Annotated in this window: 23 protein-coding genes; 5 read left to right on the forward strand and 18 right to left on the reverse strand. The window is 59.0% G+C overall.

The genetic code is table 11. The annotated features are described in order from the left end of the window. The first annotated feature begins 23 nt into the window (after positions 1-23). Both ADA16_RS10410 and mtr read left to right on the forward strand, forming a co-directional pair. Positions 24-1,064 carry an alpha/beta hydrolase gene (locus ADA16_RS10410; protein WP_048761814.1) on the forward strand — a complete coding sequence of 347 codons (1,041 nt, stop codon included), beginning with the start codon at positions 24-26 and terminating at the stop codon, positions 1,062-1,064. A gap of 54 nt (positions 1,065-1,118) precedes the next feature. Continuing rightward, positions 1,119-2,558, forward strand: a complete 1,440-nt coding sequence (gene mtr / locus ADA16_RS10415; RefSeq protein ID WP_048761817.1) for a mycothione reductase — start codon at positions 1,119-1,121, stop codon at positions 2,556-2,558. Here mtr and ADA16_RS10420 read toward each other — a convergent pair. The 4 genes from ADA16_RS10420 to ADA16_RS10435 form a co-directional block, all read right to left on the reverse strand. Continuing rightward, complete coding sequence (locus ADA16_RS10420; RefSeq protein ID WP_048761820.1) at positions 2,555-4,021, reverse strand: cobyric acid synthase; 1,467 nt, start codon at positions 4,019-4,021, stop codon at positions 2,555-2,557. The two genes, mtr and ADA16_RS10420, sit on opposite strands and share 4 nt — an antisense overlap. Before the next feature lie 3 nt (positions 4,022-4,024). Continuing rightward, positions 4,025-4,936: a type I methionyl aminopeptidase gene (map, locus tag ADA16_RS10425; protein ID WP_048761823.1), complete on the reverse strand. Its 912-nt coding sequence runs from the start codon at positions 4,934-4,936 to the stop codon at positions 4,025-4,027. 67 nt (positions 4,937-5,003) lie between these two features. Then, positions 5,004-6,851, reverse strand: coding sequence for a penicillin-binding transpeptidase domain-containing protein (locus ADA16_RS10430; protein ID WP_048761825.1), 1,848 nt, complete (start codon positions 6,849-6,851; stop codon positions 5,004-5,006). 59 nt (positions 6,852-6,910) lie between these two features. After that, positions 6,911-8,143 carry a M50 family metallopeptidase gene (locus ADA16_RS10435; RefSeq protein ID WP_048761827.1) on the reverse strand — a complete coding sequence of 411 codons (1,233 nt, stop codon included), beginning with the start codon at positions 8,141-8,143 and terminating at the stop codon, positions 6,911-6,913. A 215-nt stretch (positions 8,144-8,358) separates the two neighbouring features. Between ADA16_RS10435 and ADA16_RS10440 the strand changes: the two genes are divergently transcribed. Beyond that, complete coding sequence (locus tag ADA16_RS10440; RefSeq protein WP_048761830.1) at positions 8,359-8,760, forward strand: DUF2631 domain-containing protein; 402 nt, start codon at positions 8,359-8,361, stop codon at positions 8,758-8,760. Positions 8,761-8,866: 106 nt separating this feature from the next. Here the strand turns inward: ADA16_RS10440 and rlmN are convergent, their stop codons facing one another. Further along, the gene (gene rlmN, locus ADA16_RS10445; protein ID WP_048761832.1) at positions 8,867-9,964 is read right to left on the reverse strand and encodes a 23S rRNA (adenine(2503)-C(2))-methyltransferase RlmN; all 1,098 of its coding nucleotides are present in this window, start codon (positions 9,962-9,964) and stop codon (positions 8,867-8,869) included. Positions 9,965-10,081: 117 nt separating this feature from the next. Here rlmN and ADA16_RS10450 point away from each other — a divergent pair, with 117 nt between their 5' ends. Further along, complete coding sequence (locus ADA16_RS10450; protein WP_414629663.1) at positions 10,082-10,510, forward strand: LapA family protein; 429 nt, start codon at positions 10,082-10,084, stop codon at positions 10,508-10,510. 35 nt (positions 10,511-10,545) lie between these two features. Here ADA16_RS10450 and ADA16_RS10455 read toward each other — a convergent pair whose 3' ends face one another. From ADA16_RS10455 to rpsB, 5 genes are all read right to left on the reverse strand, one after another. Beyond that, positions 10,546-11,451, reverse strand: coding sequence for a phosphatidate cytidylyltransferase (locus tag ADA16_RS10455; RefSeq protein ID WP_048761837.1), 906 nt, complete (start codon positions 11,449-11,451; stop codon positions 10,546-10,548). 39 nt (positions 11,452-11,490) lie between these two features. After that, positions 11,491-12,048 carry a ribosome recycling factor gene (gene frr, locus ADA16_RS10460; protein WP_048761839.1) on the reverse strand — a complete coding sequence of 186 codons (558 nt, stop codon included), beginning with the start codon at positions 12,046-12,048 and terminating at the stop codon, positions 11,491-11,493. A gap of 85 nt (positions 12,049-12,133) precedes the next feature. Continuing rightward, positions 12,134-12,865: a UMP kinase gene (gene pyrH / locus ADA16_RS10465; RefSeq protein WP_152680762.1), complete on the reverse strand. Its 732-nt coding sequence runs from the start codon at positions 12,863-12,865 to the stop codon at positions 12,134-12,136. Between the two features lie 175 nt (positions 12,866-13,040). Further along, complete coding sequence (gene tsf / locus ADA16_RS10470; protein ID WP_048761842.1) at positions 13,041-13,868, reverse strand: translation elongation factor Ts; 828 nt, start codon at positions 13,866-13,868, stop codon at positions 13,041-13,043. A 55-nt stretch (positions 13,869-13,923) separates the two neighbouring features. Next, the gene (gene rpsB, locus ADA16_RS10475) at positions 13,924-14,745 is read right to left on the reverse strand and encodes a 30S ribosomal protein S2 (RefSeq protein WP_048761845.1); all 822 of its coding nucleotides are present in this window, start codon (positions 14,743-14,745) and stop codon (positions 13,924-13,926) included. 378 nt (positions 14,746-15,123) lie between these two features. Between rpsB and ADA16_RS11065 the strand changes: the two genes are divergently transcribed. Next, complete coding sequence (locus ADA16_RS11065; protein WP_161797601.1) at positions 15,124-15,645, forward strand: murein hydrolase activator EnvC family protein; 522 nt, start codon at positions 15,124-15,126, stop codon at positions 15,643-15,645. Here the strand turns inward: ADA16_RS11065 and ADA16_RS10485 are convergent. The 8 genes from ADA16_RS10485 to rplS all read right to left on the reverse strand — a co-directional run bounded on the left by ADA16_RS10485 (position 15,642) and on the right by rplS (position 22,367). Next, positions 15,642-16,556, reverse strand: a complete 915-nt coding sequence (locus tag ADA16_RS10485; RefSeq protein WP_082150709.1) for a tyrosine recombinase XerC — start codon at positions 16,554-16,556, stop codon at positions 15,642-15,644. The genes ADA16_RS11065 and ADA16_RS10485 overlap by 4 nt on opposite strands. Before the next feature lie 219 nt (positions 16,557-16,775). Continuing rightward, positions 16,776-17,903, reverse strand: a complete 1,128-nt coding sequence (gene dprA / locus ADA16_RS10490) for a DNA-processing protein DprA (protein ID WP_048761851.1) — start codon at positions 17,901-17,903, stop codon at positions 16,776-16,778. A 46-nt stretch (positions 17,904-17,949) separates the two neighbouring features. Further along, on the reverse strand, positions 17,950-19,482 hold the full coding sequence (locus tag ADA16_RS10495; protein WP_048761854.1) for a YifB family Mg chelatase-like AAA ATPase: 1,533 nt from the start codon (positions 19,480-19,482) through the stop codon (positions 17,950-17,952). After that, entirely contained in the window at positions 19,483-19,905 is a 423-nt protein-coding gene (locus ADA16_RS10815; RefSeq protein WP_161797602.1) for a YraN family protein, read from the reverse strand. 186 nt (positions 19,906-20,091) lie between these two features. Beyond that, positions 20,092-20,394, reverse strand: coding sequence for a DUF2469 domain-containing protein (locus ADA16_RS10505; protein WP_005509529.1), 303 nt, complete (start codon positions 20,392-20,394; stop codon positions 20,092-20,094). A gap of 53 nt (positions 20,395-20,447) precedes the next feature. Continuing rightward, a complete protein-coding gene (locus ADA16_RS10510) occupies positions 20,448-21,092 on the reverse strand; it encodes a ribonuclease HII (protein WP_082150710.1) in 645 nt (214 codons plus the stop codon). Positions 21,093-21,153: 61 nt separating this feature from the next. Continuing rightward, entirely contained in the window at positions 21,154-21,951 is a 798-nt protein-coding gene (gene lepB, locus ADA16_RS10515) for a signal peptidase I (protein WP_048761857.1), read from the reverse strand. A gap of 74 nt (positions 21,952-22,025) precedes the next feature. Beyond that, positions 22,026-22,367, reverse strand: coding sequence for a 50S ribosomal protein L19 (gene rplS / locus ADA16_RS10520; protein ID WP_048761860.1), 342 nt, complete (start codon positions 22,365-22,367; stop codon positions 22,026-22,028). Positions 22,368-22,441 lie beyond the last annotated feature (74 nt).

The raw sequence follows: 22,441 nt of genomic DNA on the forward strand, positions 1-22,441 counted from the left end.
TAATCGGCGCTAGGCTTGACCCTGTGACTACCGATATTCCCGATTTCACTACCCCCGCCTTTAACCCCGATAACCTAGGCGATGGCTACAGCCAACATGTCATCGAACTCGGCCAGGACCCCGACGGCGAGGGGTCAGTACGCGCGGTTTTGGTACGATACTGCCCCGATTCGTCGGCAAGCGACTTCCAAGCGCGTCCGGCAGTTCTTTGGATCCACGGGATGTCGGACTACTTCTTCCAAAAGCACGTGGCAGAGCGTTACCACTCCGAAGGGTACGCGTTTTACGCCATTGACTTACGTAAGTGCGGGCGCGCTCACCAGCCGGGACAGACTTGGCATGGTTGCAGCGATCTAACGCATTACTTCGAAGACCTCAATGGCGCACTCGCGGTGCTAGACCACGCCGACCATAAGACTGTCACTGTTAATGCGCACTCCACGGGCGGCCTCATTGCAGTCCTGTGGCTCGACTGGCTACGCAGTCTGGGCGGCCATTGCCCGCAGGCACCTAATATTTCCGTCACGTCCGCTGTCTTGAACTCACCGTGGCTGACTCTGCACGTTTCCCGCGCAAAGGCTCCCGTGTACTCGCTGGTGACTCGCGTTATGTCGCGACTGCGCCCAAACAGTCTCATTCCGGTGCAGTCTTCGGGCGGCTATGGCAAGTCGATTAGCGTCGACCACGAGGGGCGCTGGGAGTATAACCGTACCTTCAAGCCGCTGGCTGGACATGACAAGAACTGGCGATGGCTCAACGCCATCATCGTCGCCCAGCAGCGTGTCAGCCGCGGTATCGACACCGGTGTGCCGACGCTCGTCCTTCACTCGGACAACTACCTTCTCGGCTCCGACTACACCCCGGAACTCAGCCGCGTTGACTCGGTCCTCAATACTGAGCAGATTGCCGATGCCACTGCCCACCTAGGTCCACAGGCTCGCAATGTTCCAATTCCGGGAGCCCTCCATGACGTGTATCTCTCGGAGCCCGAGGTCCTGAAACGCGCTTTTGATGAGACCTTCCAGTTCCTCGCCACGGTCAAGCCGGAAGGCAGCTCGGAATAAGAGCTCGGAATAAATCAGCATTCAGTACGGTTGAACAAAACTAGTTCGACCAGAATGCTAGGAGTGCTTGTGACCACTGAGAATTCCCCTGAGACTTCCCCCCGCCACTACGACGTCATCATCATCGGAACCGGGTCCGGTAATTCCATTCCCGCCCCGGAGTACGACGATGTTCGAATTGCGCTCGTAGAGGAAGGACGTTTCGGCGGTACTTGCCTCAACGTTGGTTGTATTCCCACGAAGATGTTTGTTCTGGCCGCTGATGCCGCCCGCAACATCCGCGAGGCCAGCCGCCTGGGCGTGCACGGCACCTACGACTCCGTTGATCTCAAGCAAATTCAGGATCGCGTTTTCGCCCAGCGCATCGACCAGATTGCCGTCGGCGGCGAGGCATACCGCCGCGGGGACGAGACTCCCAATATCGATGTCTACGACCGCCACGCGACGTTCGTCGGCCCCCGCACCATCCGTACGGGCATCGGCGAGGAAACCGTCGAAATTACAGCCGACAACATCATCATCGCCGCGGGCTCCCGTCCTCACGTCCCGGGCCCCATCGCAGAGTCCGGGGTGGATTACTACACGAACGAGAACATCATGCGCGTCGAAAAGCTCCCGCACGAGATGATTATCGTGGGCGGTGGCTACATCGCCAGCGAGTTCGCACACGTCTTTGCTTCCTTCGGCACGAAGGTGCACATGCTGGTGCGCTCCGACGTCATGCTGAGAGGCTCCGATGCCGCAGTCTCGGAGCGCTTCCACGAGGTTGCCCTCCGCGACATTGACATCCGTCTGAACACCTCCATCACCGAACTCTCCCAGGAGGGCGAGATTGTCACGGCCACGCTTAACGACGGCACGGAGCTTGCCGCCGACGCCCTGCTTGTGGCAACCGGGCGCATCCCCAACGGCGACCGCATGGACCTTGCAGCCGGTGGCATCGAGATGCACGACGACGGTCGCATCAGGGTTGACCAGTACGGTCACACCTCTGCCGAAGGTGTGTGGGCGCTGGGCGATGTCTCCAGCCCCTATCAGCTGAAGCACATTGCCAACCACGAGGCCAAGGTTGTCTTCCACAACGTGCTGAACCCGTCCGATCTGCGGGCATTTGACCACCGCTACATTCCGTCGGCAGTCTTCTCACATCCGCAGATTGGCCAGGTCGGTATGACCGAGGACGAAGCTCGCGAGTGGGCTGCGGAAAACGACACAGAAATTACCGTGAAGGTACAAAACTACGGGGACGTTGCCTACGGCTGGGCACTGGAAGACCGCGACGGCTTTGCCAAGTTGATTGCCGACCGCGCTACCGGCCACCTGTTGGGTGCTCATTTTATCGGCGAGCAGGCCGCGACCTTGGTGCAGCAGTGCATCCAGATGATGAGCTTCGAGATGGACGTCCGCGAAGTTGTCAAGGGCCAGCACTGGATTCACCCAGCACTGCCCGAGCTGATTGAAAACGCCATCTTGGGCCTGGAGTTCGATAATTAGCCCAACTGTTCAATACCTGTAGCCTGGGCCAATGCGGGCCCAGCCAGGTGTTCTTCGACCGCATCGGCCAACAGGTCGACCTGCCGCAGGCGCTCTGCGGCAAAAGAGGTATCAGAGCTGGCCTTAAATCCGTCCCGGCCGACGGCAGCGGCCACTTCGCTCAGCAACTCACGGCGCACCTGGTCATTTTCTAGGCATCCGTGCCGATGAGTGCCGATCAGCATGCCACGCCGCGCTCCTTCTTCCTCAGGCTCAGTGATAAAGGGCGCCTCGCTGCTTCGTACAACCTGCCCATTGTGCACTTCGTAGCAACCATCAGGGTGGCTCACCAGTGTCTTTTTGTCCGCGAATTCAATGTCGGTGTCGAACACTCCGAGCCCGTTCACGGTTCCGGCTGCCGACTCCACCGAGTCAGTGATGGTGGTGCAGAGCATTTGGAAACCACCGCAGATGCCAATCAGCGGCAGCCCCCGGGCGGCTCGGTTCTCCAGCACGTCGTCAAGCCCGCGCTCGCGCAACCACTTAAGATCGGCGACCGTCGACTTTGACCCGGGCAACACGACCAGATCTGCGCGAGCCACGACCGAAGGGTCAACGGTCCACTGCACCTGTACCCCTGGTTCACAGGCCAGCGCCTCGATGTCCGTGGCGTTGGAGACACGTGGCAGGCGAATGGCAGCCACGGACAGCGTTTCCGTTCCCAGCGGGGCGCTCGCAGGCCCTACCGACGCACCAGCGACTGTGCCGAGCGAATCCTCCGCATCAATCCACAGCCCCGGAATAAACGGCACCACGCCGAGTACGGGCACGCCGGTGTGCTCGCGCACCACGTCCAATCCCGGAGTCAACAACGACACGTCACCCCGGAACTTGTTGACAATAAAACCGGTAATCCGCGCGCGGTCTTCGGGGCTCAAAATTGCATGCGTGCCGACGAAATGTGCAAGCACCCCACCGCGGTCGATGTCACCGGCAACCACTACGGGCAGATTAGCGAGCTCTGCCAACCCCATGTTGGCAATGTCTGACTCTCGCAGATTGACCTCGGCGGGACTGCCGGCGCCTTCACACAGGACGACATCGTACTGTTGCCGCAGCTCTGACAATGTTTCTGCGACTACCCCGCGCAGCGCTTTCCTCCGCGATCGGTAGGTCAGCGCGCTCACGTGCCCATCGGCCTTGCCCTTGACCACCACCTGACTGGTGTGATCCGAGCCCGGTTTGAGAAGTACCGGGTTAAAGGAGACATCTGGCTCCAGCCCGCAGGCCAGCGCCTGCAGAGCCTGCGCGCGCCCAATCTCGCCGCCGTCGAGCGTGACAGCGCAGTTGTTGGACATGTTTTGGGCCTTGAAGGGTGCGACGCGCACGCCGCGGCGCGCGAGCAGCCGACACATACCGGCGACCAGAACCGACTTACCGGCATCCGAGGTGCAGCCGGCGATCAGAGCTGCAGGAGCCTGCACGGGTTAGGCCTCGGGTTTCCAACCAGTCTGGAACTGGCCGGGAACGTTCTGCTCATCCGGCAGGGTGAGGATCTCATAACCGTCGGCAGTCACCAGCACCGTGTGCTCGAACTGAGCAGTGAACTTGAAGTCATCATTCTGCACAGTCCAGCCGTTGTCCCAGATGTGGTACGGCAGCTCACCGAGGTTAATCATCGGCTCGACGGTCAGAGTCATGCCTGGCTCGAACACGGTGTCCTGGCTCGGCTCGTCATAATGCAGCACAATCAGACCATTGTGGAAGGTGGTACCGACGCCGTGACCGGTGAAGTCCCGAACGGTGTTGTAACCAAAACGCTTGGCATAGGACTCAATCACACGACCGATGACGTTGATCTCGCGTCCCGGCTTGATGACCTTAATTCCGCGCATAGTAGCGTTGTAAGTGCGCTCCACCAACTGGCGGTGCTCCTCCGAGACATTGCCGGCGAGGAAAGTAGCGTTGGTGTCGCCGTGGACGCCATTCTTGTAACCGGTGACATCGACATTGACGATGTCGCCGTCCTCAATAACCTGAGTATCCGGAATACCGTGACAGACAATCTCATTGAGAGAAACACAGCAGGACTTCTCAAAACCGCGGTATCCCAGCGTGGACGGGTAGGTGTCATGGTCCAACAGGTACTCGTGCACCACCCGGTCAATCTCATCCGTGGTCACGCCCGGAGCTACCGCCTTACCGGCCTCCACCAGGGCGTTGGCGGAAATGCGAGAGACCTCTCGCATATTTTCAATATCTTCCGGGGTCTGTACCAGCGGCTCGCCTACGCCTTCCTGAACCTCGTCCTTCCAGGCGTACTCCGGCCGTTCAATATGAGCCGGAACAGTGCGAATTGGCGTGGACTTTTGCTGAGTAAGTGGAGAACGCTGAGTCATGGCACATACTCTACCCCTACCCCGGATTGGCCTTTCGGCCTGTGCCGGTTTCGAAGCCAGTAGTGCTCTACCCCTCGGCCTCTGAACCTTCATCCATATTGGCGAAGAAGGCATCGGTAATCGCCACGGCATGCTCGGAACCGCCACCGCCAACGATGAGCGTGGCAAAGGCCAAATCATCGCGGTAGCCAGTAAACCAAGCGTGGGAGCCGCCAGCGTACTCGGCCTCACCGGTCTTTGCGTAGACTTCGCCTCGACCGGCAATGGCCGAACCAGTACCAGAGGTCACAACCGCACGCATTAGTGTGCGAACTTCATTCAAAACCTCAGGTGGCAGAGGCTCCGACGTCTGCGACTGCCAGGTCCCCGCGCTGGGCACGAGTGACGGCGTCGGGGTGCGTCCGGCCGCCACTGTCGCGGAAACAAGAGCCATGCCAAACGGGCTGGCCAAGTCATTTCCCTGCCCATAGCCCGCATCAATGCGTTCGACTTCGTCACTGCCGTCAGAGACGCTGCCGGTAATAGTGTCAAGTCCTGCGATGTGATAGTTGATGCCGATACCGAAGTTCTTGGACTCCTCCTTGAACTGCCCGGGCTTCAACTTGTGAGAGATATTGCCGAACGTGGTGTTGCAAGACCGCGCGAACGCATCGCTCAGCGATGTATCTCCGACACCACTTCCGTTGTAGTTGGTGACAATACGCGGCCCAATCTCCATCGACCCTGGGCACGGCACAGTCGATCCCGCGTTCAGCCCCTCGTGCTGCACACCTGCAGCGGCAGTGACGATCTTGTACGTCGATCCCGGCGGGAACTGCCCCATCAGTGCTAGGTCGCCATCCTTATCTGCTTCCGCCGTCTGCGCTACCGCCAGAATCTTGCCGGTCGACGGCTGCACAGCCACCAGCATCGCCTTCGCATCTTGGCGTGTATCCACTGCCTTCTGCGCGGCATCCTGCACCTTCTTACTAATCGATGCCTGCACCGCCGGCGCTACATCCGGAGACACCTCATAGAGCGTGCCGACGACGGCTCCGCCCTCGTTGGCCGCCACAATATTCCAGCCATCGGCACCGTGATCACCGGTGTCCACTAGTCTTTCCACGCGGCTCATCAAATCGGGCGCGAACCCCGGGTCGGGTCGCACCATAGCGGCTTCATCGTTAACCGAAATTCCATCAATGTCAGCGAGATCATCTTTGACACGCTGTGGCGTGGATGCCGGCAACACGATCAGCGAAAAATTACCCTTTCCGCCGCTCGCCTGCTCCCCCACAGCGCGTGCGTCGAGCTTCGGACCGTCTTCCGGCATTTCATTATTGATGACCGTCGCCGCCCGATTAATGGATGACTGCACATTCTCCACCCGATCACGATCGACGATCACGCGGTGCACAGTCCCTGGCTCGAGCAAGGCCGCACCGTCCGAGCCAACTACAGACGGACGCGGAGCTGCGATAGTGCGCAACTCCGGGTGCTGGTTTCGCCCCAGCTGTGGATGCAGTGATGCTGGCGACCAGCGCAGTGCCCAATCCCGTTGCCCCGACTCAGTCTTGGTCAGCGTGAAAGTAGTGTCATAGCCCCAGCGTCGCTGATGTGGCAGCTGCCAATTCATGGTGACTTCGGCCGAGGACTGATTCGAGCTGGTATCGATACCCTCGATCTCGTAGTCAAGCCCCTCCGGCTGCAGGCCGTCAGTGGCCGCCTTCAGATCCCCCTCAGCGGAGTCCGGGTGATCGGTCAGCGCCGCCGCCTTAGCGACATCCCCTCCCGCCAGCGCCCCCAGGAATTCCTCTAGCACCTCGCGCCCGGTGTCAGGCCGCGGCGTACACGCGGCGGATGACAACACCAGACCCGTGATTGCCACAGCCGAGATACTGCGAAGCAGGGGCTTGCGGCGCGAAGTTTGTTCCATGTGGGCTGACGTTAGCACCGCTTTGCTTTACGACGATGCTGGCACGCCGCAACCTGCTGTCAGCGGTTCAGCACAATTGGATTGACCACGTCAGCGGCCATGACCAGAACACCGAACACCAGCAAAACTGCGGTAAAGGCCATAGTGATTGGCATGAGCTTGGTGTAGTCGGCAGGGCCGAGCGCTGGCTTGCCGAATGTCTTACGAATTCGATCCCGAATGCGCTCGTAAATGACAACAGCGATATGACCACCGTCCAGTGGTGGCAGCGGCACCAGGTTGAACACGGCCAAGAAGTAGTTGAGGTTGGCCAGCAGCAGGAAGAAGGACGGCCACTGGTTCATCTCTACAAGTTCACCGCCGGCACGCGAAGCACCGACGACACTCATGGGGCTGGCCGGATCACGCTGAGCGCCGAAGATGGACGCAACCACACCGGGAACCTTCTCCGGGATGGAGAGCAGCCCGTTCCATACCGCCCCGAAAAGGCTGCCTGTGAAGCTGGCAGCACCACCGATGGCGGTCACTGCGTTGTACTCGTGGAGAACAGTTTCTGGGCGTTGGAAGGCGATACCAATCGCTGGCTGGTCGATGTCCTGGCCGTCGTTAGTCTTGCGTTTGACGACTTCCGGGGTGACCGTGACCGTCTGGGAGGTGCCATTGCGGTCGATGATCATTTTGATGTCCCCGCCTGCAGAGCTGCCGATGAGGGACACAGCTTCGGGGTAGGAAGTGATTTTGGTGCCATTGATCTTCTCGATTACGTCTCCAGCACGCAGCCCTGCACGCTCTGCGGGCCCGGAGCCGGTGCAGGGCTCGAGGGTACCGTCGGCACGCTGTGCCGGCGAGACACACTGCACCGCCTGAATGCGTGGTGCCATTTCCTTACCCATATTTGGCAACCCCCACGTCACGGCGATGAAGTAGAGGATGAGGAATCCAATGACGAGGTTCATAGCCACTCCGCCGAGCATCACGATAATGCGCTGCCACCACGGCTTTTTGTACATGGCGTAGGGCTCTTCGGCAGGGTCGATTGGATCCATTGCAGTCATGCCTGTGATGTCGCAGAATCCGCCGAACGGAATTGCCTTGACTCCGTATTCAGTGTCGTGCCCGCCTGCCGCGGCGTGATGCCGCTTGAAGGAAAACAGCGTTGGGCCGAAGCCGATGAAGTAGCGGCGCACTCGCATTCCGCACAGTCGAGCTGCGGTGAGGTGGCCCCATTCGTGAAGGGCGATTGTCACCGCGATGCCGATTGCGAAGAGTAAAACTCCAAGAAGAAATGTCACGAGTGCTCACCCTACCCCCACTTTGGGCGAACCAGAACACCGGCGGAGAGTTTCCGGCCGGGCGAAGTCCCAATTTCAGCAAGTTCTAAGGTATCCTTACACCCGATACTCAAGATTGTCTGAAAATGCGCTCAGTCGCTTTCAGCAAAATCGCAGATAGACTGAAGTGCATATAGAGTGCAATTCGCCGAAAGTGTTAACAGGAGGACTTTCAAGTGAGCAACCACGAGCCAAAGGAAGAGATTTACCGCGGCGTCAGCACCCTCGACGAGCCGTCGGCGAAGTGGGGCTGGCACGGCCTTAGCAAGAGCGCTATGCAGAAGGCCGGCTGGATTTCTGTGATCTTCCTGCTGGGCATGACCATCGGTAACCACAAGGGCAACGTCGAGAACTGGTGGCTGGTCGCCATTGCTGCCCTTATTGCCATTGGGCTGCTGCTGCAGCTGTTCGCCCCGCAGGGTTCCCAGGTCCGCACTGTTACTGCTCACAACAAGCCGGAAGGCCACATTGAGCCTGAGTGGGCACGCGACCAGGTCAACGGAACTGGCGTCTACGCTGACCTGACTGACTCTCAGCTGCGCTCCTGGAACCGCTTGCCGGAAGGCCAGGATCAGTAAAGCTAGCTGCTTTTTCAAAGAAAGTCTGGCTCTAACAGCTCTATAGCGCTACAGAGCACAAAAAGATCCGCACCGGATTTGGTGCGGATCTTTTTCTATTCGCTGGCTAATCCTCTTCGGCTGCCAGCTGGCCGCATGCTGCGGCAATCTCGTTGCCACGGGTATCGCGAACCGTACATGGCACTCCCTGAGCCTGTACGCGGCGGACAAACTCTTCCTGCTGCTTCTTCGGGGAGGCGTCCCACTTCGAGCCCGGAGTTGGATTGAGTGGAATCAGGTTGACGTGGACGCGTGAGCCCAGAGCATTGTGAAGCTTCTTACCCAGGAGATCGGCACGCCAATCCTGGTCGTTGATATCGCGAATCAAAGCGTACTCGATAGATACGCGACGGCCAGTCTTATCGGCATAGTAGCGGGCAGCATCGAGAACCTCGGCCACCGTAAAACGATTATTGATTGGCACCAGCTCGTCGCGAAGCTCATCATCCGGAGTGTGCAAAGATACCGCGAGGGTGACGGACAGGTCCTCGTCGGCAAGCCGTCGGATGTTCGGCGCGAAACCGACCGTAGAGACAGTGACGTTGCGCATCGAGATACCGAAGCCCTCCGGCGACGGGCGCGTAATGCGGTGGACAGCGGCGAGAACGCGGTTGTAGTTCGCGAGCGGCTCGCCCATGCCCATGAATACAATGTTGGTCAGACGGCCACCCTCTGCGGCCATGGTGGCAGCGGCCTCACGAACCTGATCGACAATCTCTGCAGTGGAGAGGTTACGCTGCAAACCGCCCTGACCCGTCGCACAGAACGGGCATGCCATACCGCAGCCGGCCTGCGAGGAAATGCAGAGCGTCGCACGATCCGGGTACTTCATCAGCACGGATTCCAGCAACGTCCCGTCACCTGCACGCCACAGAGTCTTACGGGTTTCGCCGTCGTCACAGGTGATGTGACGCACGGGCGTCAGCAGAGGTGGGAAGAGACTGTCCTTGACCTTTTGACGATCTGCTTCCGGCAGGTCAGTCATCGTCATAGGGTCAGCTTCAAGCCGACCGTAATAGTGCCGGGCAATCTGATCGGCGCGGAAGGCCGGCAGACCCAGTTCCTTGACCGCAGCCTTCCGTTCCTCAACATCGAGGTCCGCAAAATGGGTCGCGGGCATGCCGCGACGTGGAGCTTTAAGAACGATTGGAAGTGAAGTTGCCATGATGGCACCTATTTTCGCATGTAACGACGGTTTTGGCCTAATGAGCGACTAGGCGAGCGCGGCTAAGTGGAACTTTACAAGTGGTACATACCTGCCAAAACGTGTTGAATGATAGGTATGACTAACGCTAATCAGCCGAATAATGACAGGCCGCTTTTCGACGATGCTCCGTCGTACTCCCCTAATGATTATGAGGCTCCCGCAACTGAGCAGGACAACCTGCCAGAACCAGTCGTTGACGCGCCGGAAGAAAAGGAGCCCGCACCGGCTCCGACGCCTGCCCCTGGACCGCGCAAGGTAAAGAAGACCACAGCGGGCTCGATGTGGGTTGGCCTGGTCATCAGTGCAATTTTGCTGATTGTTCTGCTGGTATTTATCCTGCAGAATCAGCAGGAGACCGCACTAAACCTGTTCGGCTGGACCTGGAACTTCCCGGTCGGTGTCGGAATGCTGTTCGCTGCTATCCTCGGTGCCCTCATCACCGCGCTGATTGGCGGCTGGCGAATGCTGGATTTGCGACGCCAGATTCGTAAGGGCGACAACTAGAACCTGATTAAAGCAGCCTGACTAGCCCAACCTGACTAGACCAGGCTGAAAAGCTGCAACATCAGCCATGTCATCGCGGCTGATGGCAGCATGCCGTCCAGACGATCCATCAGACCACCGTGGCCCGGCAACATCGATGACATATCCTTAATGCCCAAATCTCGTTTGAACTGGGATTCCATCAAGTCCCCGAGCGTGGCAGAGATAACCAGGGCTATGCCCAACACGATGCCCTGCCACCACGGCGCATGCAACATAAAGATTGCACAGAGCGCTCCGGTAATAGTGGCAAGCACAAGAGAGCCGCCGAACCCTTCCCAGGACTTTTTGGGACTGACCTTCGGGGCCATCGGGTGCTTTCCGAACATGACACCGGCGGCATAGCCTCCGACGTCATTGGAAATAACGCCAAGCATAAAGGTCACAATGACCAGGCGGGGATCAACTCCCCAGGGATTATCCATTTGCACCAACTGCACAGCTAGCGCAGCAAAGAACGGAATCCACATCACCACGAAAACTCCGACTGCGACATCCCGCAGCCAATTCCGTGGTGCTTCGGCCATGCCGTGCAAAAACAGACGGGCGACCAACAAAAGCATCAGGGTAACAGCCAGGCCCATGACCAGGCCGTCAATCCCCCAATAGGCGGACAGCCACACCATTAGCTGGCCACCGAGAATCATTACCGGGCGAGGGACCTGCCAATCGGACTCGCGGAGTCGCTCACAGACCTCCCAGGTGGCGAGCCCAACCGCGGCTGCGACAAGTACCGTCCATGCAAGCGCCCCTAGCAGCAAGCCGATGATGACGACTGCACCAAGTGCTACGCCCACTGCAATCGCAACCGGCAGATTTCGCCCTGCCGAGTTGCGTGGCTTGATAAGACGTAGCTCGTCTAGAACACGATCCTTATTGGACGCTGGCTTCAACGTTGGCATTGGCGCCTCACATCCCCTCTCCCGGTTGAATATGAAGGCCTAAACCTCCATCAGCTCCGCTTCCTTGCGTTCAACCAAGGAGTCAACCTGCTCGACGTAGTTCTTGGTGACCTGGTCCAGCTCCTTCTCGCCTGCCTGCACCTCATCCTCGCCAGCGTCGCCGTCCTTCTGAATCTTCTTCAGAGTCTCCATGCCCTTACGACGGACATTGCGAATCGCAATCTTGGCGTCTTCGCCCTTCGAACGTGCAACCTTTACCATCTCACGACGGCGCTCCTCGGTCAGCTGCGGAATAGTAACGCGCAGTACCTGGCCATCGTTAGTCGGGTTCACACCCAGGTCGGAGTTGCGAATCGCATTTTCGATGTCACCCATGACGCCCAGCTCATACGGTTTGATCAGCAGCATGCGTGGCTCTGGAACCGAAATGGTAGCCATTTGGGTAATCGGAGTCGGAACACCGTAGTATTCCGCAATAACGCCGTTGAACATCGCCGGATTCGCACGACCAGTGCGAATGTGCGTCAGCTCCTCGCGGCAGTGTTCTACGGAGCTACCGTACTTTTCTTCGCAGTCAAGCAGGACTTCATCAATCATTGTGTTTTTAACCTCGGGTTTCTTGTACTCGGGTATAGAGAGTTCTAGAGCGCTCTGGGCAAAGAACGTATTACGAACAAATTTATCAGCTGTGAACGAGAGTACCGATTCGTTCACCGGCTACCGCGCGCGCAATGTTTCCGTCGGTAAGCAGATTAAACACCAGAATCGGCATATTGTTGTCCATGCACAGAGAGAAGGCGGTGGCATCGGCAACACGGAGGTCGCGTTCAAGAACCTCACGGTGGGTGATGTCGTCGAAGAGCTCAGCGTCCGGCACCTCACGTGGGTCGGCCGAGTAGACACCGTCAACGGCCTTGGCCATCAGCAGCACCTCGCAACCAATCTCCAGGGCGCGCTGGGCGGCGGTGGTATCGGTGGAGAAGTACGGCATGCCCATACCTGCACCGAAGATAACCACGCGTCCCTTCTCCAGATGGCGCTTAGCACGCAGCGGCAGGTACGGCTCTGACACCTGTGCCATGTTGATAGCAGTCTGAACGCGGCAGTCCACACCCTCCTGCTCGAGGAAGTCCTGCAGAGCCAGACAGTTCATGACCGTGCCGAGCATGCCCATGTAGTCAGAGCGTGCGCGGTCCATACCGCGCTGCTGAAGCTGCGCGCCCCGGAAGAAGTTTCCTCCGCCGATGACGACGCAGACCTCGACACCCTTTCGGGAAACTTCCGCAATCTGTCGGGCAACGTTCTGCACCACGTCCGGGTCAACGCCAACCTTGCCGCCGCCGAACATCTCACCACCGAGCTTGAGCATCACACGTTTGAAGCCATTGCGCTCGACAGATTCTGCCATGACCATGCACCTTTCTCGCACCGTTTAAAAAGTCGCAGACGAGTCTACCCGGTCACGACAGCAAGGCACACTTGACGCTCCGTAGTGTCGGCAACATGACAGCAAAATGCCCCACTCGGACTCCCGAGCGGGGCATGTGAACTAGCTCGCAGCTAGAGGTTAATGCACAAACTGCAGCGAATTAGTGCTGGCCAACCTCGAAACGAACGAAACCGGTCAGGGTAACGCCAGCCTCGTCCATGAGCTGCTTAACGGTCTTCTTGTTGTCAGCGACAGACGGCTGCTCCAGCAGGACGACGTCCTTGTAGAAGCCGTTCAGACGACCCTCGACAATCTTGGCGATAGCCTGCTCCGGCTTGCCCTCTTCGCGGGTGATCTTCTCGTAGACAGCGCGCTCTGCCTCGACGCGATCGGCCGGGACATCCTCGCGGGACAGGTACTGTGCCTTCAGAGCGGCGACCTGCATAGCTGCTGCGTGAGCAGTCTCTGCGGCGTTGTCACCCTCGCCGGTGTAAGCAACCAGAACACCGACAGCTGCCGGCAGGTCTGCTGCACGGCGGTGCAGGTAGACAGCGATGTTGTCGCCCTCGAGAGTAGCGGCGCGACGCAGCTCCAGCTTCTCACCGATCTTTGCCGAGAGCTCCTGGGTAGCGTCGGCTGCGGACTGACCATCAAGGTCAGCGGCAGCGAGCTCTTCCGGAGAGTTTGCCTTGACTGCTGCAGCAGCGTCGGCGACCTTGTTGGCGAAGTCGATGAACTCCTGGTTCTTGGCAACGAAGTCGGTCTCGGAGTTGACCTCGACCATGGTGTTACCAGAAACAGCAATCAGACCCTCGGCAGCGGTGCGCTCTGCACGCTTGCCGACGTCCTTAGCGCCCTTAATACGCAGGATCTCGACAGCCTTGTCGAAATCGCCGTCGGTCTCGACGAGTGCGTCCTTACAAGCCTTCATGCCGGAGCCGGTCAGCTCGCGGAGCTTCTTGACGTCAGCAGCAGTGAAATTCGCCATGCTGGGCGTTCCTCCTTGTGGTGGTTAGAACTTGTGGTGGTTAGAAAGTTCAGCTTTACTCAGCGGATGCCGTCTCAGTTGCAGTGGAACCCTCGGCGTCCATCTCTGCAGCCTGGTCGGTGTTCTCCGTGGCGGACTCGATCGGAGCGTCGCCAGCTGCCTCGCGAGCAGCGTTGGCCTCGCGCTCAGCGCGAGCCTTGCGGCCCTCTTCAACAGCGGTGGAGATGATGCGGGTCAGCACGGAAGCAGCGCGGATAGCGTCGTCGTTGCCCGGGATCGGGTAGTCAACGTCATCCGGGTCGCAGTTGGTGTCCAGGATGGCAACAACCGGGATGCCCAGCTTCTTGGCCTCGGAGACAGCGATGTGCTCCTTGTTGGTGTCAACGATCCACAGTGCGGACGGAACCTTGGACATGTCGCGAATGCCGCCCAGGGTGCGCTCCAGCTTGGTGCGCTCGCGGGTCAGCATCAGAATTTCCTTCTTGCCGCGACCCTCGTAGCCGTTTTCAGCAGCGTCCATTGCCTGAAGCTCCTTCAGGCGAGCCAGACGCTTGGAAACCGTGGCGAAGTTGGTCAGCATACCGCCGAGCCAGCGGTGGTTGACGTACGGCATGTCAACGCGCTCTGCCTCGTTCTGAACGGCTTCCTGAGCCTGCTTCTTGGTACCGACGAACAGGATGTTGCCACCGTGAGCGACAGTCTCCTTGACGAACTCAAAAGCCTCGTCGATGTAGGTCAGGGTCTGCTGCAGGTCGATGATGTAGATGCCATTGCGCTCGGTGAAGATGAAACGCTTCATCTTCGGGTTCCAACGACGGGTCTGGTGACCGAAGTGGACACCTGCATCGAGCAGTTCTCGCATGGATACAACAGCCATGTCATATTCAGGGAAGATCCTCACGTCCAGCCTGACTAGGGCTGCGGCTGCTTCCCTTCCTTTCTTATCCGATATAGGTGGTTACAGTTCACGCACAGGCTTTCCCTGTGCCCTAGCGCTCCCCCGCTGCTTCACACCCGACAGACGTTCCTGCCGAGCACCCGTGAACCAGCCGGAATGGGTCGCGCGCGTAGTCTTTGTGCTAGTGGCCGCCCCATTAAGGCAGACACCGCGAGCGTCATCTTATCTGATACATCGTGCAGGTCGCAAGATCTGACACACCCCGCTATCCACAGGGCAAAAGGTCATCCACAGCTAGGACCATTTGCAATGCATTATCGCTTGTCGACGGGTGCAGCGTCCGCCACACTATCGCGCATGACAACCAATCAGAGTTTCAGCCGCTCGCTAATGCGCACATTAGCGCTATTTGTGCTCGCTGTCGCGCTAACAACACCCCCAAGCCCACCTGTAGCGGCCAGCAAGCCCATTTCCACTATTGCACACACCCTCCCCGTCCACGGCAAAGTTCTACGCGACTACGCCCCGCCGGAAAAACGCTGGCAGTCCGGACATCGTGGAGTGGACCTGAACGCCTCTCCGGGCCAGCCAATCCGAGCTTCAGCTCCCGGTACGGTGCACTTCGCCGGTCCGATTGCCGGCATGACGTCGTTGTCGATAATGCACGCCGATGGCATCCGCACCACCTACCAACCCATAGATACTGCACTGAAAAAGGGCGACCACGTGACCGCAGGCCAGGTAATTGGTCATCTTGCAGTCAACGCCAAACATCCCGAACCGGGCTTGCATTGGGGAGCTCTTCGCGGCAAGGACTATCTCAATCCGCTTGATTTGGTACAGCGGAGGCCAATCGTGCTCAAACCTGTGCGCCATTAAGCGCGCGGATGTGCTCGCTTATGCACCTCACGGAGGCGATCCGCCGAGACGTGGGTATAAATCTGTGTAGTAGCCAGACTCGAATGACCGAGCATCTCCTGCACCACACGCAAATCAGCGCCACCTTCCACCATGGCCGTGGCCGCAGAGTGCCTGAGCGCGTGCGGTGAAACATCAGCCCACTTATGAACAACTCGGCGCGCCTGCCGCGGATTCAGCCTACCTCCGCGCACGCCGAGAAAAAGCGCCTCCTCTGCCTGTGACGAAGGGTGAAAGTCTCCACGCACCTGCAGCCAGTCTTTCAGCGCCGCCTCCGCTGGAGCACCAAAGGGCACGATGCGCTCTTTGTTGCCTTTTCCCACCACCGAGATGATGTGGCTGGAGAAGTTCACATCAGAGACATCAGCTTTGCACAGCTCTTCTACACGCATGCCAGTGGCATACAACAGCTCAACAATGGCCAAGTCGCGAGCTGCTACTGCACCATCCTCAGAGGACAGGTTCTCGATTGCTGTCTCAACTTTCTCTGGAGAGAGCAATTCCGGGAGGTGCTGGTGCTTTTTGGGTGTTGACAGGCGCAGCGACGGGTCCGCGTCGAGAATTTGCCGAGCTACGAGCCAGCTGCAGAACTGCCGAATGGACGTCGTCAAGCGAGCCAGCGATGACCGCGCCGCACCCTCCGCATACTTCGCGCCGAGATGCGCACGGATAACGGGCGTTGAGAGCTCACTGATGTGGTCCAACCCGACGAGGAGGGGGAGGAGGTCGGCCCGGTAGGCGCGGACGGTTGCGTCGGAGAGCCTGCGGGAATACGTCAACTCATCGAGGAAATCCATGAGTACGGCCTCAATATTGGCGGATACCCCCAGATCCTGCTTAGCCTTTTCGTCGTTATCGGATGCGCGCGTCACGGTCATGACCCTACAGGGCTAATACGGAAAAAGGCAGTGACCCCGACTTTCGCCAGAGCCACTGCCCTATTGCCTCACCCATGTCACAAGCCCGTTTCCGTAACAGTTACTTAGGCTTGCCTTGCCTATATTACTGAGCGTACGGAGAATTGCAATACCTAATTCAAAATTTTTTTGAAGTTCTCTACAGAGGTTTTCACGAATGTCTCACTCACGTTTCTATGTCTGGCGCAACCACCCACCCTCCACTCGAGTAGTCAGCCCCTGTACCTGCAGCTCTAGCAACAAATGTGTCGTAAGCGCCACGGATAATCCCGCCTGCGCGGCGACCTCTCCCACCGGCGTTGGCTCCGCAGAATTCAGGGAGTCGTAGACGGCGAGCTCGTTACGCGAGAGCTTCTGCACCGCCGACTGCTCCCACAACAATTCCAGTTGAGCATCCTCATTCACTGTGCCAACTGTCCGATACAGTGACCGCACATTGTCGGCACTACACACCAACACAGCCTCGCCGTTGCGTATTAAGTCATGACAGCCAGATGTAGTCTGCAGCGTCACCGGCCCCGGCACCGCCCCGAGGGGCCGGTTCAACCGCACTGCCCAGTGCGCTGTATTGCGCGCACCTGAGCGCCAGCCTGCCTCGACAATGGCGGTTGCTTGTGCGAGGGCTGCTACCAGCCGATTCCTGGTCAAGAACCGGTGGCGCGCCGGCCGCACTCCCGGTGGATACTCCGTAATCAGCGCACCCCGCCCTGCAATCCGATCGAAGAGCTCTGCATGCGCCCGCGGATAGTCAACCCCTACACCACCTGCTCCCACCACAACCGTAGTGCCGCCAGCGTCGAGCGCAGCTCGGTGCGCCGCGGCATCAATCCCTAACGCACCACCGCTGATGACACTCACCCCGGCACTCGCGAACTGTCCCGCGAATTGGGCCGCCACCTGTGTTCCGTAGCTGCTGGCTATCCGCGTTCCTACAATCGCCACCGCTTCACTAAGAATCTCCCGCAGGTCACGACCACGCACCCACAGCGCAAGTGGTGGCGCATCTGCGCGGTCACGAACTTCGAGCGTCGTAAAGCAGGAAAGCAATTCCTCTGGCCACTCTGGGTGACCTGGATAAATAAGCCGCCACCCCAGCGTCGCTGCCACATCCAAATCACGGGCGCTCTGGTCAATTTCCGCCCGCGCCTGAGTCGTATTAAGCAGGCTCTCCGGCAGCCCGGCGCGAACCTTGATTCTTTCCGCTACTTCTACCGGCCCAAACTCCGTCACCAACGGCACAATCTGCGGATGCGTCGCCTCTATCACACGGTTCAGGTAGGCCCATGCGTGAATTTCGTCCATTGTCTCCCCCTTGATAATGGTTCGGTTGTATTAGCCACTCGTTGTATTAGCCGCTATCGCGGTCGTGCAGCTGGCAAGCGCGTTGCACATGCTCGAAGGTAAACGCGTCGACCCCCTCGAGATCTGCGAGCGTCCACGCTACTGCGACTACTTTGTCCACTCCGCGCTGGGTAATCTCTCCACTCCTCAGCTGGAAGTCCAATAACGCCATGGCCTCCTCGTCCAGTTCCGCGTGACGACGGAGAAGCGAGCGTGGCACACTCGCGTTGGTGACGGCGGTCTCGTCGGCAAGCCCGAGGGACTGCCATCGGTGACATGCACGGTCGCGAGCGGCTTGCACCCGTTCGCGAACTGCCGCAGAGGTCTCATTGTGGGCCTTGTCTTTGATCCCGAGCGTGGCGCCAGCAGGACTGAGCGTGACGTTGACGTCCATGCGGTCGCGCAGCGGACCCGACAGTGCGCGACCATGTTTGACTCGCTCGGTACTAGAGCAAGTGCATTCGCTGGCATACGCGGCCCCACAACGGCACGGGTTAGTCGCCATGACCAACTGCGTTCTCGCCGGAAAGGTCACTCGATGATGCGTGCGCAGATGGACAACCAGGCCGTTTTCCATCGGCATCCGCAGCGCGTCCAGTACCGCCGGGCGCATGAGAGTAACTTCATCCAAGAAGAGCACCCCATGGTGGGCGAGGCTAATCGCGCCGGGCTTGGGCACAGCACCGCCTCCGACTAGTGATGCCACAGTCGCGCTGTGATGTGGAGCCACAAAAGGCGGATGATGCACAAGAGTGTCCGTAGTATCGAGCGCTCCGGCCACCGAATGCAGCGCGGTGACCTCCAGCTGCTGCCACTTCTGCAATGGCGGCAGGATTGTCGGCAGGCGCTCGGCGAGCATGGACTTCCCCGTCCCCGGAGAGCCTTGCATGAACAGATTGTGCCCACCTGCTGCGGCCACCTCGAGGGCGAAGCGCGCCTCGGGTTGGCCATCGACATCAGCTAGGTCTACCGAGAAGGCTGGTTCGCTGGGGTCGTCGTTAAGCGCAGGCGTCAAACCGGAACCGGTGAGTACCCAACCCCACAGTTGTGTCAGATCGGCGGCGGTGCAGACGGCTATGCCGTCAACAAGGGCCGCCTCAGCGGCATTGGCAACGGGGACGACAACCCAGCGGGCACCGGCCTCGCGGGCAGCAAGGACCTGTGGCAGTACCCCGCGCACCGGGCGAATGGAACCGTCGAGCCCAAGTTCGCCAATGAGCACCGTGTGGCGGAGACGGCCGCGGGCCTCCATGTCATCGCTGGTTGCGATAAGGATGGCGCAGACGATGGCGAGGTCAAAGCTGGTGCCGTGCTTGCGGATATGCGCCGGCGACAGACTCACCACGACCTTTGTCTTCGGCCAGGGCAGCTGCGAGTTAGCAACCGCCGTGCGCACGCGATGCTTGGCTTCCCCGACGGCTGCATCGCCGAGCCCTCCGATGTACATTCCCGGCAGGCCACGGCCGACATCTGCTTCCACCTGCACAATTGTTCCCTCAATGCCGCTGAGGCTAACTGCGAGAGCTGTTCCGACAGTCATCTAGCAGTCCCACATGGTGGTGTCGCAGATTGCGGGAATGTACGTCACCACTACGACGGGAGGACTGGGCGAAGGACTGGACACGGTGACTTCTGCACAGTCGATTACTACAGCACCCAGCCAGTAGGTGGAGCTTTCCGACAGCCACTGCGCCACTGCCTTGCGCAAATGACGAAGTTTGGCTGCTGTGATTGCCTCTCTGCCGTCCCCAAACTGGCTGCTTCGCGAGCTCCGCCGCGTTTTTACTTCCACAAAATGCAGCTTGCCGTCGGCGTCTTCAGCAATAAGATCGAGCTCATAGCGCCCGACGCGCTCATTGCGAGCGATGACTTCCCACCCCTGATCCTCCAGCATCTCAGCGACGAAATCCTCCCCAAACGTGCCGAGCTGCCTCGTAGTCAGTTCTTCAAAGCTCTGTGTCATGTCCGCGGTCCCCCTAGCTCCCCGTTGAATTGTGCCTTGGTTGATCTTTGCCTTGGCGGTTGGGAAACACTCTTGCACAGCGAGCATGACAAAGGCCTTCCGAAAGGTGCTCGGAAGGCCTTAACTGTGGATAATTTTTCGACTGTGGATAACTACTCGCAACTAGCTATAACAAACTATGACTAGCTACGGCAGTCGCAGGTCAGGCTTATCCAGTTCCTCGATATTGACGTCCTTGAAAGTGATAACGCGCACGTAGCGGACAAACCGCGCCGGGCGGTGGACGTCCCACACCCAGGCATCCGACATACGCAGCTCGAAGTAGACCTCGTTTTCGCTGTTGTGCGGGATTAGCTCCACAGCGTTGGCAAGGTAGAACCTGCGCTCCGTCTCAACAACGTAGGAAAACTGGCTAACGACATCGCGGAACTCCTTGTACAGGGATAGTTCAACGTCAGCCTCGTAGTTTTCTAGATCTTCTGCGCTCACGACCGCGACGGCTCCTTCGAGTGTTTACATGTTGCTCTTTTGTACATGTTGGCCTATTCGGGGTGCTCAAGGTACTCCGCGTGCGCCAGGCGCACATTGCGGTATGACCACCGATGCTCCGGGGTCGCGCCATGGCGTGAAATCGCTTCCATGTGCGATGCCGTGCCGTAGCCCTTATGCCCCGCCAGACCATAGTCCGGATACTTCTCCGATAGATCAACCATAATGCGGTCACGGGTGACTTTGGCTAAGACACTCGCAGCAGCGATGCATCGGCAGGCAGAATCGCCACCAATCACGGGCAAATAGGGTGCCGTGAAGCCAGACACCTTGAGTGCGTCGGTAAGCACATAGCCAGGGCGCTGCCCCAACCCGGCCACTGCGCGTCTCATTCCGGTGACATTCGCGTCCTGGATGCCGAATTGGTCGATGTAGGACGCGGAAATCGTCGTCACGCAAAAAGAGGTCGCGAAGCGTTCGATGAGCGGAAAGAGCCGTTCGCGTGCAGCCGGCGTGAGCTTCTTAGAATCGGTGAGCTTATCGAGCTCTGCGATGGGGCGTTCAGGAAGACAGCAGGCGGCAATAACAATCGGGCCTGCACAGGCACCGCGACCAGCCTCATCGACCCCAGCCACAGGGCCAAAGCCACGCTTTGCCAGCGCGACCTCCATCGTGCGCGCTTGCTTCAATCGACGCAGTTTCGGCGCCAGGGGTGGCGCGGGCAGACTGTGCAGACTGTGCAAACTAGTTGTACTGAATTTAGTTGTGTTGGATGTCCGGATCATCGACGCCACCGATGCGATTGAACGGCAGAATGATTGCCTGCACCTTGCCGACGACGTTATCCAGCGGCACAGTACCCTGCAGCTCGTCGCCCATGTGGTAGCGCGAGTCCGCGGAGTTAGTGCGGTTGTCACCCATGACCCACAGGTTCCCCTCCGGCACCGTCACAGGGCCGAAGTAAGGACCGCCGCACTGTTCGGAGCCAAGATTCTCCACCACTGGCTTGTCCGCCGGAGTTTTAATGAAATCCTGCTCTGTCATCTTGCCGTCGACCATGATTCCGGGATCCCCTGGGCGACACTGCACAGTCTGCCCGCCGGTGGCAATCACACGCTTGACCAACGCATTTTCATCCGGGGCGACAAGGCCAATCCAGGATCCAACCGTCTGCAGCGAGTTCGCCACCGGGTTAGTAGAACGCTGTGACACGTAAGTGCTGTTCCACGATTCCGGGCCATTGAAGACGACAACATCGCCAGGCTTGGGATCTGAGAATTGGTAGGAAACTTTGTCCACCCAAATGCGGTCACCGGTGCACCCGGCACAACCGTTGAGCGTCGGTTGCATCGACTCGGACGGAATCACGTAGACGCGGCCGATAAACGACTGCACACCTGCGCTAATGAGCAGGGCAATCACGATAATGATGGGAATTTCGATGTACCACGGCGTTTGCTTTTCAGGCTCCTCGTCAAGTTTTCGGAAGCCTTTCAAGTCCTCAGCACGGTCTTCTTCTTGGCCGTCAGTCTGTTCGCGCGAATCGTCGTCGGTCATGGGAAAAGACTATACGCGATAGAAAAATCCCCACCGAGCTCAACACTCGATGAGGACTATCTTCCGCCAAAAGATTAGCGGCGCTCCTTGATGCGTGCAGCCTTACCGCGCAGGTTGCGCAGGTAGTACAGCTTCGCACGGCGAACGTCGCCCTTGAAGACAACGCGAATCTCATCGATGTTCGGGGAGTGCACCGGGAAGGTACGCTCAACAGCGATACCGAAGGATACCTTGCGGACGGTGAAGGTCTCGCGGACGCCACCGCCCTGGCGACGGATAACGACGCCCTTGAAGACCTGAATACGCTCAGTCTTACCCTCGACGATCTTTACGTCGACCTCGACGGTGTCACCAGCGCGGAACTCCGGGATATCGTCGCGCAGGTATGCTGCATCAACCTTGTCAAGAATGTTCATGGAAACTTATTCCTTTACTTTTTGCATAGACAGAGGACCCTGGCGGCACTTTCCCTCGGAGGGACGCTCGGCCG

It is taken from the genome of Corynebacterium vitaeruminis (assembly GCF_001054325.1).
Classification (GTDB): Bacteria; Actinomycetota; Actinomycetes; order Mycobacteriales; family Mycobacteriaceae; genus Corynebacterium; species Corynebacterium vitaeruminis_A.